This window comes from Dyella ginsengisoli (assembly GCF_044904665.1).
Lineage (GTDB): Bacteria > Pseudomonadota > Gammaproteobacteria > Xanthomonadales > Rhodanobacteraceae > Dyella_A > Dyella_A ginsengisoli.
The window spans coordinates 745,343-758,774 of sequence record NZ_JADIKM010000003.1 but is presented as its reverse complement, the minus strand read 5'-3'; the positions used below and the strand labels follow the sequence as shown (position 1 = coordinate 758,774).

The window sequence follows — 13,432 nt, the reverse complement described above, 5'->3', positions numbered from 1 at the left end:
CCGCACTGTGAGGAACGGAAGACATGAGCACTGTACCCCAGGCATTACCCCCGCGCCAGATGGCCGCGGCTGAGGCCGCGCTGCTGCGCTGGTATCCCACGATGCCGCTGCGCATGGCCCGCGCCATCCGCACACGCCGCCCCGGTTACCCGCTGCTGGTGTTTGTGCAGCAGCAAAAGGGGAGGGCGCTGTCATGAGCATCACCACCACCCTCCTGGCCGATGTGTCGGCCGAAGTGTTCCGCCGCGTCCACGGCTTTGCCGCCGATCAGGACGTGCGCTACTACCTCAACGGCGTGCACCTGGTGCCCGGCCGCACCAAGCAACAGGCAGTTCGCATGGAAGGCACCAACGGCCACCTGCTGTACTGCGAGGAAGACAAGAGCGCCGTGGTGCAGGCCGAGCTGATCGTGAGCATCGGCAAGCGCGGCCGCACGCTGCTGCGCGGATCCAACCGCATCAAGGTGTACAGCGACAAGGCGGTGCACATCACCGACCAGAGCGGCGCCGTGCTGTACATCGAGCCGTGCAACGGCGTGATCGATGGCAAGTTCCCGGTGATCGACCACCTGGTGGGCGTGCCCGCCGACTGGCACGAAGGCCTGGTTGCGCCGGTGAACACCGGCTACCTGATGCAGGCGCTGAGCATCCCCGGTTACGTCCGCTTCTTCAGCAGGCGCGACAAAGAGGGCGCGCCGGACATGAAGTCTTCCGTGATGTTCATCATGGATGGCGGCACTGCCAACGGCGGCAAGGCGTTCGGGCTGATCATGCCGACCCGCGGGCAATTCGCCCCCGACTCCGGCGTGGACGCCATGCTGCCCGACAGCCTGGTGCAGCCGAGGGCTGCGGCGTGATCGCCGCGCCGCTTTACGTAGGGCCGGGCACCCCGGCGCGCTGCAAGGCCGCCGCTGATGCCGTGGCCGCCAAGAAGACGCAGCGCGCGGCGGCCGAGGAGTTCGGCGTGTCGCGCAGCACGCTGCGGCGCTACTTGGACGCCGCGGCCAACATGGCGGTGTACGCCATCACCCTGGAGCGCGATGGCAGCCAGCCGCTGCGCGTATGCGACGTGCTCACACCCAAGGGGCCGCTCACCGCCGCCGTCGCTGCGTACCGCGAGTACCCCGGCACGCTCAAGACGCTCGAGCTGCCCGGCTGGAAACTGCGCGTGGGGGGGGCATTGATCGACCTGGACACGGTGCGCAAGGCATCGGGGAGGGCGAAGTAATGCGCGCCCTGGACATGCGACACACCGCCAACGCCGACACCTTCGCCCAGCGCCTGCGCCGCGCGCGCCAGCACAGCGGCCTCACCGTCGATGCCCTGGGCGCCAAGGCCAGCCTGCTGCCGCGCCGCGTGCAGAAGTACGAGGACGGCGGCGGCGCCTCACCGGCGCGCGAGGACATCCACCGCCTTGCCCGCGCGCTCGACGTGGAACCGCTGTGGCTGATGGCCGGCGCGATCGCCGGCGAGAAGTTCGCCCCGGTGTGGGAAGGGGGTGGGCGATGAGCGCGCGTTACTACCAGCTGGATTACCCGGAGGCCATCGCCGCGTGGGATGCCTATGAGCGCGACTGCCATGCGCTTGAAGCCATCGGCAAGGCTTTCGCCGAGCAATACCCCGGCGCGAAGCCCATTTTTGCCTCATCCATTCATGGTCTGCGTTTCCATGGCCTTCGCTTTACCCCGGCCAACGCCTCGCCGCTTTGGACGATCGCAGCTGAACGCGACGGCCTCGTGCAGCGGCCACGTAGCGCGCTGCCCAAGGGTTTCAAGGGTGACCGCGCTCAAGCGAACAGGGAACTGAGCGCGCTCAATAAGGCATGGCATGCAACCGTGCCAAGCGTTGAAAGCGGGCGTGTGAGAAGCGACAAGTTGTGGTCCGCGTTCGGAACGGACTGGGGCGCGCTGCTTTTCAGCGGGATCCAGCGCTTCCGCCGAGGCGACGTGATCTACGTCGCCACCTCCGCCAAGCTCGACCCACGCGCCGTGGAAATCACCGGCAGCGAGTTTGATGCGGCGAAAGGCGGTGCCGTATGACCTCCAACGTCTTCAACCTCGCCGGCCACAGCGTGCCGCCGGTGACGCTGCAGCAGGCCATTGACCACTACCTGCAGCGCAAGCGCCTGCGCGGCGCGGCGCTCAACACGCTGGTGGCGTACGGCGGCGACCTGGGCGACTTCGCAGAGTTTGCCGACACGCAGGGCATCGATCTGGTGGGGCTGGTGGGTGCGCGGCTGGTGGAGCGCTGGCTCGATCGCCTCGGCCACCGCGGACTGTCGCGCCGCACGCAGGCCCGCAAGCTGGTGGTGCTGCGCCAGCTGGTGGCGCACGCCATGCGCGAAGGATGGCTGCGCCACGACCCCACGCAGGATTGCGGCGTCAGCTTTACCGCGCAGCCGGTGATCGCCCCGGAGATGGGCCCGCTGGTGCAGATGCTGGAGCAGCTGCCCACCACCAACGCTGCTGACCTGCGCGACCGCGCCATGCTGCGCCTGGCACTGGATGGCGCCCTGCGCGTGAGCGACGTGACCGGCCTCGACCTGGCCGAGCCGGGCCGCCCGCCGCGCTTTGGCGTGGACATGGCACGCCTCACGGTGAACACGGTGGGGAAGGGTGGCAAGCCCGCCTGCGTGCCCATCAACCAGCGCACGGCCACCTGGCTGCAGGACTGGATGCGCGTGCGCCACACCATGGCACACGAGGGCGAGCCGGCGCTGTTCGTGAGCCAGCAGGGCCGGCGCATCACCCGGCAGCAGGCGCACAACCGCATCCGCGCCATCGGCGATCGCTACCAGATGCCCGGCCTGCACTTTCACCTGCTGCGCCACCGCCGCGTGGGCGATGTGGTGGAAAAGCTGGGGCTGGAAGCCGGCCAGAAGCTGGCCCGCCACGCCAAGAAATCCACCACCGCCAACATCTACGGCGCCCAGGCCGATGCCGTGGTGCGCCACGTACTGCGCGAGCAGGCAGACCTGGACGGCGTGCTGGTGCGGGGAGGTGTGGCATGAGCGCGCCGAAGGTGGATGTGCGGGCGGTGATGGGCATGGCAGCCCAAGTGCTCGACATGGATTGCAACCCGACGCTCGCTGGCGACATGCGAGAAGCCGGCGCGGCCGTGGCCAAGCTGATCGATGCTCAGCGCGGTTGCGCAGACGCGCTGCGCGAGGCAGCTAAGCAAGCGCGCCGGCGAGGGGATAATGGTCATGCGGCGATGTGCAACAGGCATGCACTTGCCGCAGTCGCCGCGCTCGCCGGCATCGGCGGTGCCGCATGAGCGCCTACCCGATGAAACCACAGGTATCGCGCGAGCCCAACGGCAATATCAACGTGTTCGTGGGCGGTGCCTACCAGCGCCTGTCACACGACAAGGCCACGGCCCTGCTGCAGCAACTTGCCGAGGCGCTGCGCCTGCCGTACAGCGAGGGCATCGCGCAGTTTGCCGGCCGGGTGTTGCGCGCCCACCGCCCCGATGGCCTGCCGGACATGGTGGGCGACGTGGACGGCGGCACGCTGCAGGAGCTGGCGCTGGAATGCGCGCTGATCGAGCCGTTCGTATGCCCGCCGCAGGGCTGCTGCGAAGCGTGCGTGTGTGAGGCGGACGACCGCTGTTATCGGCTGTCGTCCACCGGGCGGGCGCTGGTGGATTTTTCTGCACAGGCGGCAGCCGAGGTGGGCCTGTGAGCGGCCCGCCGCCGGGGGATCGGGTGCCCGGCGTCGCCACCCACAACGAGCTGATTCTGCGCTTCGGGTTCTGGATCCAGCAGCAGCGCCACGAACCCAGCGCCGACCACGTCGCCTCCATTTTCAACGTGCACCGAAGCACCGCCCACCGGTGGCTGCGCGATGCCCGCAATGCCAGGGGAGCACCCACCGCATGATGCAGCGACAGATCACGCACCCGCCGGGCACCTTCAGCGCCTGCGCGTGCTGCAAGAAAGAGCCGCGGCACATTCAGGCCAGCGGCCGCACCAGCCGGGAGGCCGTGTTCAGCAGCTTCGGCGATCGCCACCAGCTGGAAACCGCCTGCGGTCGACGCACTGGCTGGCACGCCACGCTGGGCGAGGCAGAAAAGGCCTGGGGCGAGCTTGGCGCCACGCTGCCGCTGCCGCTTCCCGCCATGCGGAGCACCAACGTGCGCCCGCTGCGTGTGAGGTCGCCGCGATGAGCGCGGTATCCATCAACCCGAAGCACCAGCAGGCGGCCGAGAGTGCGATCCGCCAGCGCGCCACCGATCGCATGGATCTCACGAAGGCCGCCCTTCAGGGCCTGTGCGCGGCGGCGGGCGACCGCTGGAGCGATACCAGCCCCGAGCGCATTGCCCGCCGCGCCGTGCACCTCGCCGACGCCACGCTGCTGGCCCTCGCCAACGTCAAGGAGCACGCCGATGAACGCCATCGCTGAGGCGCCACGCGCCGTGATGCAGATGATCGACACCGCCGCCGGCAAGCAGGCGCGCGCCACCGTGCTGAAGGCGGCCCAGCGTCTGGGTGCGGCCCATGGCTCTTTCCGCTGCAGCGCATGCAGGGGGCGCTGCGAGGTGGAGGTGACCTACAAGCGCGACGGCTCCGTCAAGCACAGCAAGGGCGCGTGCCGCACGCCCGGCTGCATTGCGTGGGAGGACTGAGCATGCGCGACCACCTCAGCCCCCAGCACGAAGCCATCCTGGCCGAGCTGCAGAACGGACCGCGCACCACCATGCAGCTCATCCGCCGCTGCGGCGTGATCTGCGTCAGTGCACGCATGCACGAGCTCAAGAACGACCACGGCTACCGCATCGGCATGCAGATGGTGACCGTGCGCGACCGCCGCCGCCACGTGGTGCGCGTGGCCCAATACAGCCTGCTCACCGGCCGCGCCGCCCGGCGCGCCTAACCCCTCAAGGAGAGACCCATGTTTCGACGTTCTGCATTGATGCTCGGCCTGGTGGCCAGCTTCGCCAACATCGGCGGATGGCTCCGCTCGCCGGTGATCTACCTTCCGCACGCCGATGGCGCGCCGCGCTCACGCCGAAGCGGCAAGGGCCGCGGCCGCACCGGCGCCCGCAAGCCCGGCCACACGCCGCCTCGCCATGGCGGCACGCACACCAAGGCCGCGCGCCAGCGCCGCCGCAAGCTGCATCTGCGGAGGGGCTGAGCTATGGAAAGCCGAAGCTGGTACGAGGCCGCTCGCGAGCTGGCCAAGATCATCGAAGAGGAGCGCCGCCAGGCGGAACAGCAGGACATGCTGGCCCAAGGCAACCGGCACGAACGCCGCGCGCAGAAGGCGCTGGAACGTCGTGCAGCCTTTCGCAAGCAGTGCCGGGTAGGTGCATGAGCTACGCCGCCACCAACGCGGTAAGCCGCGCGCTGCAGGACGTTGCCCGGTCCATTGAGCAGCAGCTCAAGGAAGCCAGCGGCGAGCTGCAGGGTTTCACGCTGCTCGTGTTCACCGACCAGGTGGCGAGCTACGTGAGCAACGTCGACCGCGCCACCGCGCGTGAGCAACTCCGTCATCTGCTCGCCTTGTGGGATGCCGGCATGCCCGATATCCCCGCCCACGAACGTCACAACTGACTGGCCGCGCCGCATGGCGCGCCTCTTCACTCAAGGAGCGACCCCATGTTCTTCCGCAATCTCACCCTGTTTCGTTTCTCGCCGGCCGTGGCCGACGACCTCCACCGCCTTGACCAAGTGCTGCACGATCACACGCTGCGCCCAGTGGGCGGGCTGGAGATGTTCACGCGCGGGTTTGTTCCCCCGGTGGAGCGTGGCGACGAGGCGCCGCTCACCCACAGCGTGGCGTTCTTCACCCTGTTCACCGTGGGCGGCCAGGACAAGATGCTGCCGGCGTCGGTGGTGAACGGTGAGCTGCAGCGCAAGGTGCAGAAGATCACCGAGGAGGAGGGCCGCAAGGTCGGCGGCCGCGAGCGCAAGCGCATCAAGGAGGATCTGTTCAACGAGCTGCTGCCGCGCGCGTTTGTGCAGGAGTCGCGCCTGTCCGGCTACGTGGACACGCGCAGCGGGTGGCTGGTGCTGGACACCGCCAGCCGCAAGGCGGCCGAGAACGCGCTCACGCAGCTGCGCGAGGCGCTGGGCAGCTTCCCCGCGGTACCGCTGGCACCGGAGGAGGGGCCGCGCGTGCTACTCACCGACTGGCTGGCCAACGGCACGCTGCCGGCTGGCCTGCAGCTGGGCGACGAGTGCGAGCTGCGCGATCCGGCCAGCAGCACCGGCGCCATCATCCGCGCCCGCCGGCAGGAGATGGATAGCGAGGAGATCAAGGAGCACCTTCGCAATGGCAAGCAGGTGTTCCAGCTTGGCCTGGTGTTCGACGACCGCATCAGTTTCGTGCTCGGCGAAGACCTGGTGGTGCGCAAGCTGAAGTTCCTCGACGTGGTGCTGGACGCGATGGACGACAGCCACGCGGACGCCACCGCCGAGGCCGATGCCAGCCTCGCCCTGATGACGCTGGAGCTGGAGCGCCTGCTGGGCCGCTTGGCCGAGTGGTTCGTGCTGCCGCGGCCGGAGAATGCGTGATGATCGATGCCAAGTACGACCACGTGCTGGTGCCCTTCGCGCGCCTGATGGCCAAGGAACTGCACGCTAACGCCGACAAGGGCGACCGCCCCGGCTGGCTCAGCATGACGCCCTCCATGGCCATGCTGGAGCTCTACTACCACGTGGCCAAGCTGCAGAAGGCCGTGAAGGATGGCGACATGGCCGGCGTTCGCGAGTACGCCGCCGACGTGGGCAACATGTCCATGATGGTACTGGACGTGTGCGGCGGCCTTGTGACGTTTTCGGGCGATCCGAATGCGCCTGCGATCGCCGGTATCAAGACGATGGTGGATCGCTTCCTCAGTTGGCGCCGGCCTGATGCATTCCGGCCAGATGCTGGCGTGAGCTTCACGCGACCGGACAACCCGGCCTGGTGGCCTGTGGGAACCAATCTGCTCGATGCAGATCAGGCTGAGCAGATGGTGCGCTACATGCTCGGCGCCGATGCGGAGGTGGCGACATGCCCAGCCAAGTCGGCGTGACCATCAAACCACTGGTACGCCTGCCGCGCGATCCCGAAGCGTGCTGGGAGTGGCTGGGCCGCGTCGACGACGCCGGCTACAGCCGCAAGGAATACCGCGGCCGCTCCATGACCGGCGCGCGGTGGATGTGGGAAACGCTGTACGGCGCCGTGCCCGACGCGCTCACGGTGTCATGCGCGCACGGCAACCGCACCTGCTGCAACCCGCACCACTTGGTGGCGCGCACGCAGGCCGAGGCGAACCGCCACGGCGTAGCCGCCACTCTCACCCCCAGCGACGTGGTGGTGATCAAGCGCGCCAAGAAGGAACGCGGCCTGCAAACCGCTGCCGTGCTCGCCGACCAGTTCAACGTGCACCCCAGCGCCATCCGCGCCATCTGGCGCGGCGACACGTGGGGCCGGCGCCGCCGCCTTGGGCAATACCAGCGGAAAGGGAATGCAGCGCATGGCTGACGGAACCGAGCACGTTTGCCATTGCGATGAGCGCTCAGCGGTACGAATCAAACGTGCTGATGCTATTGCTCTCATGCAGCTCACGAGCTTGGGAAGCAGCGAATTTCATGGTCGCTTCCTCGGCCGCGACCTTGCTCGGGAAATCGATGCCCATGGGGCCTTCCCTCAGCATCCTTGTCGAGCCATCGGCGAGGATGATGGCGATGTGCCACGTCCCAAGAAACACCTGGCCCGATCCATCAGCTGTCACAGTGGCCGAGGCCCTGAAGTTCCCAAAATCTTCATGCATGGATGTGACTCCTGTCCTGATGAGGTGGCCCATGGTCGCGCCTAAGCGCACCACCCACAAGCCGGCCGCACGGGGATCGATAGTCGATACCTGCCCGCGCTGTGGCACGACGACAAGCGCCAACTGGTGCTGCGGTATTGACCTCAGCGCCGCTCGCCCATGGCAGATGACGCCGGATCGCGTGCGGATGATCCACCTGCTGGCGCGATCGCAGAAGGGTCTGACGGAGGAGGAGTACCGGCTGCAGTTGGGCGCCATGGGCGTGGACAGCAGCAAGCAGCTGAGCCGCAGCCAGTTCCACTTCTTCGTGCAGCGGATGCGCTCACTTCCCGATGCGCCGCGCTGGCTCGAAAAGCGCAGCCGTCTACGGCAGGCGGGCTGACCGATGCCGCGGATGCTTGGCCACTGCTGCGCGCAGATGCTCGATGTCGCAGCCGAGGTATCGCGCGGTGCTGTCGAGGCTGGTGTGCCCCAGCATCTGCATGATGGCGGGCAGGGGGCAGCCGTGGCGGAGCAGGGTAGTGGCCATGCTGGCGCGGAGCAGGTGCGGGTATTGCCCTGTCCACGGCCGCTGCCGCGCGGCGCGGCGCACGCGCTCGTAGTTGACCGCGCCGCCCAGCGCTGCACGCGCATGGCGGGTGACGATGGCCCACACGCTGCGCCGCGATCGCAGCGCGTGGCCGCGGTGCGATACCCACAACGCCGCCAGCTTGCCGGGCCGCGTGGTGTTGCGCAGCTCGAGGTAACCCATCAGCAAGCCATGCAGCTCGCTGCTGATGGGCACCCAGCGGCTTCGGCCGCCCTTGCCGGCCGCCACATAGACGGCATCGGGCTGGATGTCGCCCAGGCCGAGCTGCACCAGCTCACTGGCGCGCAGGCCGGTTTCCCACAGCGTGCGCATCATCAGGCTGTCCCGAAGGCCTACGAAGGTGCCCACATCGGGCGCGGCGAGCATGGCGAGCACCTGCTCATCATTGAAGGTGCGCACCAGGCGCGCCGGCACGTGCCGCCCGTTTGGCAAGTTATTCGATTCTGCTTGCGGCGCGGCGCCGATCAGCGCCATCGTGTCGTAGAAGGCGCGCAGCGCCTTGATGTCCACATTGATGGTGGCCGGAGCAACTCGCTGCGCTCGGCGACCCGCAAGCCATGCGTGCAGCCGGGCAGGCTCCAACCTGTCTACGGCGCCGCCGAACACCAGCCATCGCCGCACCACGCCAACGTACAGGCGCACGGTGCTCGGCGACCGGCTATCCCGCAGGATGCGCGCAAACCGCGCCAGCGCATCCTGCTTGTCTGCATCAACCGCAGTGCTCATCCCAGCAGGGCACTCGGCTTGACCGTAACGGCGTGGTATCACACATCGGGTCCGGTAGCGGACCCATCAACGGCCGGTAAGTCACTGAAGTACCTGTGAAACCACAGGGTCAATCTGCAATTTTACATAATATACATTATGCGCAATTGCTGCTGCGAAGGATCGCCGGCACGGCGCGTGCATGGCTCGCCGCCCTTTTGCCGCATGGACTGCGCACATGCCCCGCAAGCGCTTAGATTGGACGTGGGACGACGAGAAGCAGGAATTCACGACACCTGCAGGCAATCGCATCTCGCTGGCAGAGATAGCAGGCATGGTGCAAGGCCGAGCCGAGTGCAGACACGACTTCGAGGGCGACTGGGCAGGCTGGCGGATGCGCGGCCGCCAGATGATCCCGCCACGCGCCACCAAGAACGGACCACGCATGACACCGGAGAACCTGGCGGCGTTCGTGCGCTGGGCATCACCGTTTGCGGCGTGTCCTGGGCTCCGGGTGGCGAGCGTCATAGACCTTGCGCCGCGCATCGCGGACGAACTCCGACCAGCTCTGACGCTTGACGGGCTTGCGCGGCGCGGACGATCCGGGGCGACGCCGGAGAATGGCAACCGCGAGCGCCACGAGAGACACGACGGCCATGCCGTTCGACAGCAGATGATCCACGGAAACCCCCTTCCCTGAGTGCGTGCAGGATAGCAAAGGCACGGAAGCCCCTACGGGTTTCCGCTCGATCAAGAGCGGCCGAGGCACGAAGAACGCTTCTCCAAAGGTTTTGCCCAAGTGCTGCGCACTTGAGCCCGGTTCGTTCGCGCTGATGCGAGGGAGAAAAGCGGGTTTTGCGGGGGAGGATTGGGGGGAAGGGTTAGCGGGTTATCAGTGCAGGGGGCAGGAGCCCCCTGTGTGCCCTTCCCTGCCTTGCCGACAGCAAAGGAGCGTGTCCGTCCTGCGGACAGCAGAAGCGGGCACTACGAGGCGGGCGTGCCGCCTGCAAGGGCGTTCGGGTTCCAGCTGCCGGGAGCGGCGGGCGGCGTGTACGTCTGCGCACCGACGCCGGCAGGCCACGACGTGCCGGAGGGGGCGCCCGACGCCGGGGGCTGGCTCGGCTGCGCCGAGGCAGTCCCCGACGTGCGGGCTTGTCCCTGCGGGGGCGTCGGGGCGGAGGATGGCGACCTGTACGGGTTGTAAATGCCGCCGTGCGCTACCTGCTGGCACATCACGAACGGTACCTCAGCGCGGGTGCCCTGCTCGGTCTTGCACATGCACTTGTCGTCGCCCTGCTCGCCACCGTAGGCGACGCAGTAGATATCGGGATTCGATTGAACCTTGCGATCATCGTAGATCGGCGCTGACCACGGGATGCCTGCGACTCTCGGCACCTGCTGCTGGATCCATTCGTCGCGAGTGAGCGTCGCGTGTTTGCCGGATAGCGGAGCGGAGCCGGTAGGCGACTCGTGGCCGCCTGCGGCGACGACCTGAGTGCGGTGCATGAACTTGACAGCCAGCCACGCGAGCAGCGGGATAAGCACAAGCGTGATCGCGCCGATGTAGACGAACCGAGGGATACGGCGCTTGACAGTGTGGATCTCGGCCGACTTGTACGCCTGCATAGCGACCTTCGACATGGCGTGCGTCGTCTTGGCCTCGGCGTCCTTCTGAGCGCCCTTCGCGTTCGGGTCCTCTTTGCAGATGCCCCAGCGCCAACGCTCCACGAAGTTGGTGCCGTACTTGCGCACCGTGTGGATATGCACGTCAACCAGAGTGCGGACGTATTTGTCTATGAGGCTCGGGTGTTGCGTGATCAGGATAAAGTCGAGGCCGAGGTGACGGTGCGTGCTCAGATCGCGCACCCACTGCGGCGAGTCGATGGCGCCGCGCTTGGCCGGCATGAGCTTCTGGCACTCATCGATCATGATGATCGAATTAGGCGGGAGGCTCTGCCAGTCCTTGACCTGTTCGACGTCGAGCGGGATGGCGAGACCGTCCTTTAGATCGGTTATGCCGTGCTGGTAGCGCGGGCGGTGCGGCTCGCGTTGCGAGAGCTCGATAAGGTGCTCGACTGCGCCGAGCGTCTTGCCGGCGCCGGGCAGGCCCGTGCGGAGTTGAATGGGCATCAGGCAGCCTTCTTGCGGGTGAGCACAGCGCGCGCGCCGCTGACCGCATAGCGGGCAGCGATGGCGGAAAGGATCATGGTGATCGCCTGATCGAGGCCCAGGAAGCCGAGGATGTTGACGGCCGTCGCGCCGAGGCCGGAGGACTGCGAGAGGATGAAGTTTTTCAGCGGCTCCACGGTGAACTTGTACGTGGTGAAGCCGAGGCCGAGCGAGAGCAGCGCGGAAACGATGATCGAACCGATCGTGGTCTCCAACGCGCCGAGCAACCATGCAATGAGGGCGGGCATGTGCGTTTCCTTTAGGCGGCCACGTCGCGCAGACCGGCGATGATCTGAGCGGCCTTGAGTGCGGCGAGAATGAGGATCAGGGCACGCATCCACGGGCCGTAGTCGCAAACCGGCTGAAAGGGGATCGTGATGGTCTGGCCGTTGAACTCGATGGAGGTATCGGCGAACGGGCACGCGGTGCCCCAGCCGAAGCCGGACGAGTCGAGTTTGCTGGCGTCGCCAACTTCCTGATCACCTTGATCGACTTCGGCCACCGTGTGCTGTCCGAACGGCAGCGGGTCGGTGCCGTCGCCGGACACGGCGCACTTATCCGCCCAGGTGTTCCGCGCAACGGCGCACATGACCTGATCGCCGGAGCACTGCGGAGGGACTTTGCAGTCTGTTTCGGTGTAGGTCTTGGGGTCCTTGTCGGGCCAGTGATCCTCCACCCACTTGTAGTAATCGCAGGCAGCGGTGGCCCATCCGCAGTACGACGGCAGGGAGGTGGGCGCGCGTGGATCGGGGTTCTGATGCACGTAGTCGGCATCAGGGTTCGTCGGCGTGAGCGTCTGAGGGTCTACGCCGTACTCAGGCGCGATCTGCTGCTTGAGCGCATCCATATCGTGCGCGACTTCCGGTGTAATCAACGGCGCACCGGTCTGCGGGTCCGTGAGCATGCCCGGCCACCAGTCGGGATGCTGTTCTGCCATCTGGCCCACGTCGGCCAGAGGCACGGGCGTAGGGTCGGTGATGAATGCTGGATCACTAGTTACGGCGGTGCCAGTTGTCCAGGTGATGATGGTCTGAAAATCATGACTAGTCGTGCCGCCAGGATAGTCGGCGGAATCGTTTCCGGTGGCCGTGCACGTGGCACCCGAGCTCGCGGGAACACAGCCGTCGAAGGTAATAACGATATTCGAATAGGCGGTGTAAGGGTACGTTGCGTAATAGTTCGTATCGTAGTCTCGAACTTTTTTCGCCAGGGCTGGCACAGAGCACGCAGACTGGCTGTCCCACTGACTCGTAAACAGCGGCTCACCAACGCCGCACGAAGTCGCCTGCACCTGCTCTCCCTGCTTCATCAGCGCATTGGTCTGACTGTCCCTGTACCACTTGTACAACTCGTAGGCAGTGACAGCGGCGGCGATCCATGGGATCGCACGAGAACCAACAGCTACGCCAGCGTCGATGATGCCGCCGCCCGTGGCGCGCCCGATGGTGACAAGGCGCGTGGCATAGGTGGCTTCATTCGCAGCGGCAGTCACGCCAGCATCGTTAGCAGCGGCGAGCGGCAGACGCATCTCGTAGGTATAGCGGGCTTGGATGCCGCCACCCGGCGCGACGCCGACAGGCTCGACGCTGACCGGCTGGACAGTAGGCATAACGCCGGTCGCTGACGCGACGCCAGTGCAGAACACGAGGGCGGCGATCAGGAGTCGTCCGATGATCCGCGAAAGAGTATCCACCCTGCCCCCAGCAGTGCGAGCAACACGAAATAGCCCGCGTAATCGTTGATGGTCATTTAGACGTCCATTTGAAAGAGGTTCAGGGGGCGGAAACCGCCCCCACCCCGTGGAACGCTTAGAGCTTGTTCCACACCTTCTTCAGATACTTGAAGCCGACCCACGCCGCGCCAATGGCGGCGATGGCGGCGAGCGCGCCGGTGATGGTCGAGACCACCGAGGACGTGTCGGGCGCGGAGGTCTGGGCCGACGCGGCGCCAGCCATCAGAGCCAGACTCAGCGCCAGCGGCGCGCGGATGTTGCGGAGCTTGTTCTTCATAGAGCGGTTTCCTTTCGTTGAGTTGGGTTTAGAGGTTCTTCCACACTGCCGCGAGCGCCCACACCCCCAAGATGGCGACCGCGATTGCTCCACCGCCTGTGGCGTCGAGTGGAGGAATGAGCATCGGTGCCTGCACGTACTGGACGGCCGTGCATTGCCCCGTGTTGGCGTCGATGTTTGCTTGATCACACACGAGGTAA

27 protein-coding genes are annotated in these 13,432 nt (G+C 66.7%); 21 read left to right on the top strand and 6 right to left on the bottom strand.

The window, feature by feature from the left end:
* The first annotated feature begins 23 nt into the window (after positions 1-23).
* From ISP17_RS13590 to ISP17_RS13500, 19 genes are read left to right on the top strand one after another with little or no spacing between them, the layout of a single operon-like run.
* Entirely contained in the window at positions 24-197 is a 174-nt protein-coding gene (locus ISP17_RS13590) for a hypothetical protein (RefSeq protein WP_404633997.1), read from the top strand.
* Positions 194-856: a hypothetical protein gene (locus ISP17_RS13585; RefSeq protein WP_404633995.1), complete on the top strand. Its 663-nt coding sequence runs from the start codon at positions 194-196 to the stop codon at positions 854-856. Before ISP17_RS13590 ends, ISP17_RS13585 begins: the two co-directional genes overlap by 4 nt.
* The gene (locus ISP17_RS13580; protein ID WP_404633993.1) at positions 853-1,227 is read left to right on the top strand and encodes a helix-turn-helix domain-containing protein; all 375 of its coding nucleotides are present in this window, start codon (positions 853-855) and stop codon (positions 1,225-1,227) included. The genes ISP17_RS13585 and ISP17_RS13580 overlap by 4 nt, the downstream gene beginning before the upstream one ends.
* Positions 1,227-1,508, top strand: a complete 282-nt coding sequence (locus tag ISP17_RS13575) for a helix-turn-helix domain-containing protein (RefSeq protein ID WP_404633991.1) — start codon at positions 1,227-1,229, stop codon at positions 1,506-1,508. The genes ISP17_RS13580 and ISP17_RS13575 overlap by 1 nt, the downstream gene beginning before the upstream one ends.
* Entirely contained in the window at positions 1,505-2,038 is a 534-nt protein-coding gene (locus ISP17_RS13570; protein WP_404633989.1) for a hypothetical protein, read from the top strand. Before ISP17_RS13575 ends, ISP17_RS13570 begins: the two co-directional genes overlap by 4 nt.
* Entirely contained in the window at positions 2,035-3,009 is a 975-nt protein-coding gene (locus ISP17_RS13565; RefSeq protein WP_404633987.1) for a tyrosine-type recombinase/integrase, read from the top strand. The genes ISP17_RS13570 and ISP17_RS13565 overlap by 4 nt, the downstream gene beginning before the upstream one ends.
* A complete protein-coding gene (locus ISP17_RS13560; RefSeq protein ID WP_404633985.1) occupies positions 3,006-3,275 on the top strand; it encodes a hypothetical protein in 270 nt (89 codons plus the stop codon). The genes ISP17_RS13565 and ISP17_RS13560 overlap by 4 nt, the downstream gene beginning before the upstream one ends.
* A gap of 11 nt (positions 3,276-3,286) precedes the next feature.
* The gene (locus ISP17_RS13555; RefSeq protein WP_404633983.1) at positions 3,287-3,682 is read left to right on the top strand and encodes a hypothetical protein; all 396 of its coding nucleotides are present in this window, start codon (positions 3,287-3,289) and stop codon (positions 3,680-3,682) included.
* Positions 3,679-3,879, top strand: a complete 201-nt coding sequence (locus ISP17_RS13550; RefSeq protein WP_404633981.1) for a helix-turn-helix domain-containing protein — start codon at positions 3,679-3,681, stop codon at positions 3,877-3,879. Before ISP17_RS13555 ends, ISP17_RS13550 begins: the two co-directional genes overlap by 4 nt.
* Positions 3,876-4,166 (top strand): hypothetical protein, encoded by a 291-nt coding sequence (locus ISP17_RS13545; protein ID WP_404633979.1) that lies wholly within the window; start codon positions 3,876-3,878, stop codon positions 4,164-4,166. Before ISP17_RS13550 ends, ISP17_RS13545 begins: the two co-directional genes overlap by 4 nt.
* Positions 4,163-4,402: a hypothetical protein gene (locus ISP17_RS13540; protein WP_404633977.1), complete on the top strand. Its 240-nt coding sequence runs from the start codon at positions 4,163-4,165 to the stop codon at positions 4,400-4,402. Before ISP17_RS13545 ends, ISP17_RS13540 begins: the two co-directional genes overlap by 4 nt.
* Positions 4,386-4,625, top strand: coding sequence for a hypothetical protein (locus ISP17_RS13535; RefSeq protein ID WP_404633975.1), 240 nt, complete (start codon positions 4,386-4,388; stop codon positions 4,623-4,625). Before ISP17_RS13540 ends, ISP17_RS13535 begins: the two co-directional genes overlap by 17 nt.
* Positions 4,626-4,627: 2 nt before the next feature.
* Positions 4,628-4,873 carry a helix-turn-helix domain-containing protein gene (locus ISP17_RS13530; RefSeq protein ID WP_404633973.1) on the top strand — a complete coding sequence of 82 codons (246 nt, stop codon included), beginning with the start codon at positions 4,628-4,630 and terminating at the stop codon, positions 4,871-4,873.
* Positions 4,874-4,891: 18 nt separating this feature from the next.
* Entirely contained in the window at positions 4,892-5,134 is a 243-nt protein-coding gene (locus ISP17_RS13525) for a hypothetical protein (RefSeq protein ID WP_404633971.1), read from the top strand.
* Between the two features lie 3 nt (positions 5,135-5,137).
* Positions 5,138-5,314 carry a hypothetical protein gene (locus ISP17_RS13520; RefSeq protein ID WP_404633969.1) on the top strand — a complete coding sequence of 59 codons (177 nt, stop codon included), beginning with the start codon at positions 5,138-5,140 and terminating at the stop codon, positions 5,312-5,314.
* Complete coding sequence (locus tag ISP17_RS13515; RefSeq protein ID WP_404633967.1) at positions 5,311-5,553, top strand: hypothetical protein; 243 nt, start codon at positions 5,311-5,313, stop codon at positions 5,551-5,553. The genes ISP17_RS13520 and ISP17_RS13515 overlap by 4 nt, the downstream gene beginning before the upstream one ends.
* Positions 5,554-5,598: 45 nt before the next feature.
* The gene (locus tag ISP17_RS13510) at positions 5,599-6,516 is read left to right on the top strand and encodes a recombination-associated protein RdgC (protein WP_404633965.1); all 918 of its coding nucleotides are present in this window, start codon (positions 5,599-5,601) and stop codon (positions 6,514-6,516) included.
* The gene (locus tag ISP17_RS13505; RefSeq protein ID WP_404633963.1) at positions 6,516-7,019 is read left to right on the top strand and encodes a hypothetical protein; all 504 of its coding nucleotides are present in this window, start codon (positions 6,516-6,518) and stop codon (positions 7,017-7,019) included. The genes ISP17_RS13510 and ISP17_RS13505 overlap by 1 nt, the downstream gene beginning before the upstream one ends.
* The gene (locus ISP17_RS13500; protein WP_404633961.1) at positions 6,998-7,471 is read left to right on the top strand and encodes an HNH endonuclease; all 474 of its coding nucleotides are present in this window, start codon (positions 6,998-7,000) and stop codon (positions 7,469-7,471) included. The genes ISP17_RS13505 and ISP17_RS13500 overlap by 22 nt, the downstream gene beginning before the upstream one ends.
* Before the next feature lie 34 nt (positions 7,472-7,505).
* Here ISP17_RS13500 and ISP17_RS13495 read toward each other — a convergent pair whose 3' ends face one another.
* A complete protein-coding gene (locus tag ISP17_RS13495) occupies positions 7,506-7,760 on the bottom strand; it encodes a hypothetical protein (RefSeq protein WP_404633959.1) in 255 nt (84 codons plus the stop codon).
* Between the two features lie 187 nt (positions 7,761-7,947).
* On the opposite strand from ISP17_RS13495, the gene ISP17_RS13490 reads away from it, so the two are divergent.
* Complete coding sequence (locus tag ISP17_RS13490) at positions 7,948-8,142, top strand: hypothetical protein (protein WP_404633957.1); 195 nt, start codon at positions 7,948-7,950, stop codon at positions 8,140-8,142.
* Here ISP17_RS13490 and ISP17_RS13485 read toward each other — a convergent pair.
* Positions 8,125-9,075, bottom strand: coding sequence for a tyrosine-type recombinase/integrase (locus tag ISP17_RS13485; RefSeq protein ID WP_404633955.1), 951 nt, complete (start codon positions 9,073-9,075; stop codon positions 8,125-8,127). The two genes, ISP17_RS13490 and ISP17_RS13485, sit on opposite strands and share 18 nt — an antisense overlap.
* Positions 9,076-9,292: 217 nt before the next feature.
* Between ISP17_RS13485 and ISP17_RS13480 the strand changes: the two genes are divergently transcribed.
* Entirely contained in the window at positions 9,293-9,754 is a 462-nt protein-coding gene (locus ISP17_RS13480) for a hypothetical protein (RefSeq protein ID WP_404633953.1), read from the top strand.
* Between the two features lie 284 nt (positions 9,755-10,038).
* On the opposite strand, the gene ISP17_RS13475 is transcribed toward ISP17_RS13480, so the two are convergent.
* The 4 genes from ISP17_RS13475 to ISP17_RS13460 all read right to left on the bottom strand — a co-directional run bounded on the left by ISP17_RS13475 (position 10,039) and on the right by ISP17_RS13460 (position 13,232).
* Positions 10,039-11,184 carry a zonular occludens toxin domain-containing protein gene (locus ISP17_RS13475; protein WP_404633951.1) on the bottom strand — a complete coding sequence of 382 codons (1,146 nt, stop codon included), beginning with the start codon at positions 11,182-11,184 and terminating at the stop codon, positions 10,039-10,041.
* On the bottom strand, positions 11,184-11,471 hold the full coding sequence (locus ISP17_RS13470; RefSeq protein WP_404633949.1) for a DUF2523 family protein: 288 nt from the start codon (positions 11,469-11,471) through the stop codon (positions 11,184-11,186). The genes ISP17_RS13475 and ISP17_RS13470 overlap by 1 nt, the downstream gene beginning before the upstream one ends.
* A gap of 11 nt (positions 11,472-11,482) precedes the next feature.
* A complete protein-coding gene (locus ISP17_RS13465) occupies positions 11,483-12,916 on the bottom strand; it encodes a virulence factor TspB C-terminal domain-related protein (RefSeq protein WP_404633947.1) in 1,434 nt (477 codons plus the stop codon).
* A 115-nt stretch (positions 12,917-13,031) separates the two neighbouring features.
* Positions 13,032-13,232 (bottom strand): major capsid protein, encoded by a 201-nt coding sequence (locus ISP17_RS13460; RefSeq protein ID WP_404633945.1) that lies wholly within the window; start codon positions 13,230-13,232, stop codon positions 13,032-13,034.
* Positions 13,233-13,432 lie beyond the last annotated feature (200 nt).

Coding starts and splice junctions, on each gene's coding strand:
- ISP17_RS13540 (WP_404633977.1), top strand. CDS start 4,163: ATGAGCGCGGTATCCATCAACCCGAAGCACCAGCAGGCGGCCGAGAGT.
- ISP17_RS13500 (WP_404633961.1), top strand. CDS start 6,998: ATGCCCAGCCAAGTCGGCGTGACCATCAAACCACTGGTACGCCTGCCG.
- ISP17_RS13515 (WP_404633967.1), top strand. CDS start 5,311: ATGAGCTACGCCGCCACCAACGCGGTAAGCCGCGCGCTGCAGGACGTT.
- ISP17_RS13520 (WP_404633969.1), top strand. CDS start 5,138: ATGGAAAGCCGAAGCTGGTACGAGGCCGCTCGCGAGCTGGCCAAGATC.
- ISP17_RS13530 (WP_404633973.1), top strand. CDS start 4,628: ATGCGCGACCACCTCAGCCCCCAGCACGAAGCCATCCTGGCCGAGCTG.
- ISP17_RS13490 (WP_404633957.1), top strand. CDS start 7,948: ATGATCCACCTGCTGGCGCGATCGCAGAAGGGTCTGACGGAGGAGGAG.
- ISP17_RS13525 (WP_404633971.1), top strand. CDS start 4,892: ATGTTTCGACGTTCTGCATTGATGCTCGGCCTGGTGGCCAGCTTCGCC.
- ISP17_RS13470 (WP_404633949.1), bottom strand. CDS start 11,471: ATGCCCGCCCTCATTGCATGGTTGCTCGGCGCGTTGGAGACCACGATC.
- ISP17_RS13565 (WP_404633987.1), top strand. CDS start 2,035: ATGACCTCCAACGTCTTCAACCTCGCCGGCCACAGCGTGCCGCCGGTG.
- ISP17_RS13475 (WP_404633951.1), bottom strand. CDS start 11,184: ATGCCCATTCAACTCCGCACGGGCCTGCCCGGCGCCGGCAAGACGCTC.
- ISP17_RS13545 (WP_404633979.1), top strand. CDS start 3,876: ATGATGCAGCGACAGATCACGCACCCGCCGGGCACCTTCAGCGCCTGC.
- ISP17_RS13535 (WP_404633975.1), top strand. CDS start 4,386: ATGAACGCCATCGCTGAGGCGCCACGCGCCGTGATGCAGATGATCGAC.
- ISP17_RS13575 (WP_404633991.1), top strand. CDS start 1,227: ATGCGCGCCCTGGACATGCGACACACCGCCAACGCCGACACCTTCGCC.
- ISP17_RS13505 (WP_404633963.1), top strand. CDS start 6,516: ATGATCGATGCCAAGTACGACCACGTGCTGGTGCCCTTCGCGCGCCTG.
- ISP17_RS13495 (WP_404633959.1), bottom strand. CDS start 7,760: ATGCATGAAGATTTTGGGAACTTCAGGGCCTCGGCCACTGTGACAGCT.
- ISP17_RS13570 (WP_404633989.1), top strand. CDS start 1,505: ATGAGCGCGCGTTACTACCAGCTGGATTACCCGGAGGCCATCGCCGCG.
- ISP17_RS13555 (WP_404633983.1), top strand. CDS start 3,287: ATGAAACCACAGGTATCGCGCGAGCCCAACGGCAATATCAACGTGTTC.
- ISP17_RS13590 (WP_404633997.1), top strand. CDS start 24: ATGAGCACTGTACCCCAGGCATTACCCCCGCGCCAGATGGCCGCGGCT.
- ISP17_RS13585 (WP_404633995.1), top strand. CDS start 194: ATGAGCATCACCACCACCCTCCTGGCCGATGTGTCGGCCGAAGTGTTC.
- ISP17_RS13510 (WP_404633965.1), top strand. CDS start 5,599: ATGTTCTTCCGCAATCTCACCCTGTTTCGTTTCTCGCCGGCCGTGGCC.
- ISP17_RS13460 (WP_404633945.1), bottom strand. CDS start 13,232: ATGAAGAACAAGCTCCGCAACATCCGCGCGCCGCTGGCGCTGAGTCTG.
- ISP17_RS13480 (WP_404633953.1), top strand. CDS start 9,293: ATGCCCCGCAAGCGCTTAGATTGGACGTGGGACGACGAGAAGCAGGAA.
- ISP17_RS13485 (WP_404633955.1), bottom strand. CDS start 9,075: ATGAGCACTGCGGTTGATGCAGACAAGCAGGATGCGCTGGCGCGGTTT.
- ISP17_RS13560 (WP_404633985.1), top strand. CDS start 3,006: ATGAGCGCGCCGAAGGTGGATGTGCGGGCGGTGATGGGCATGGCAGCC.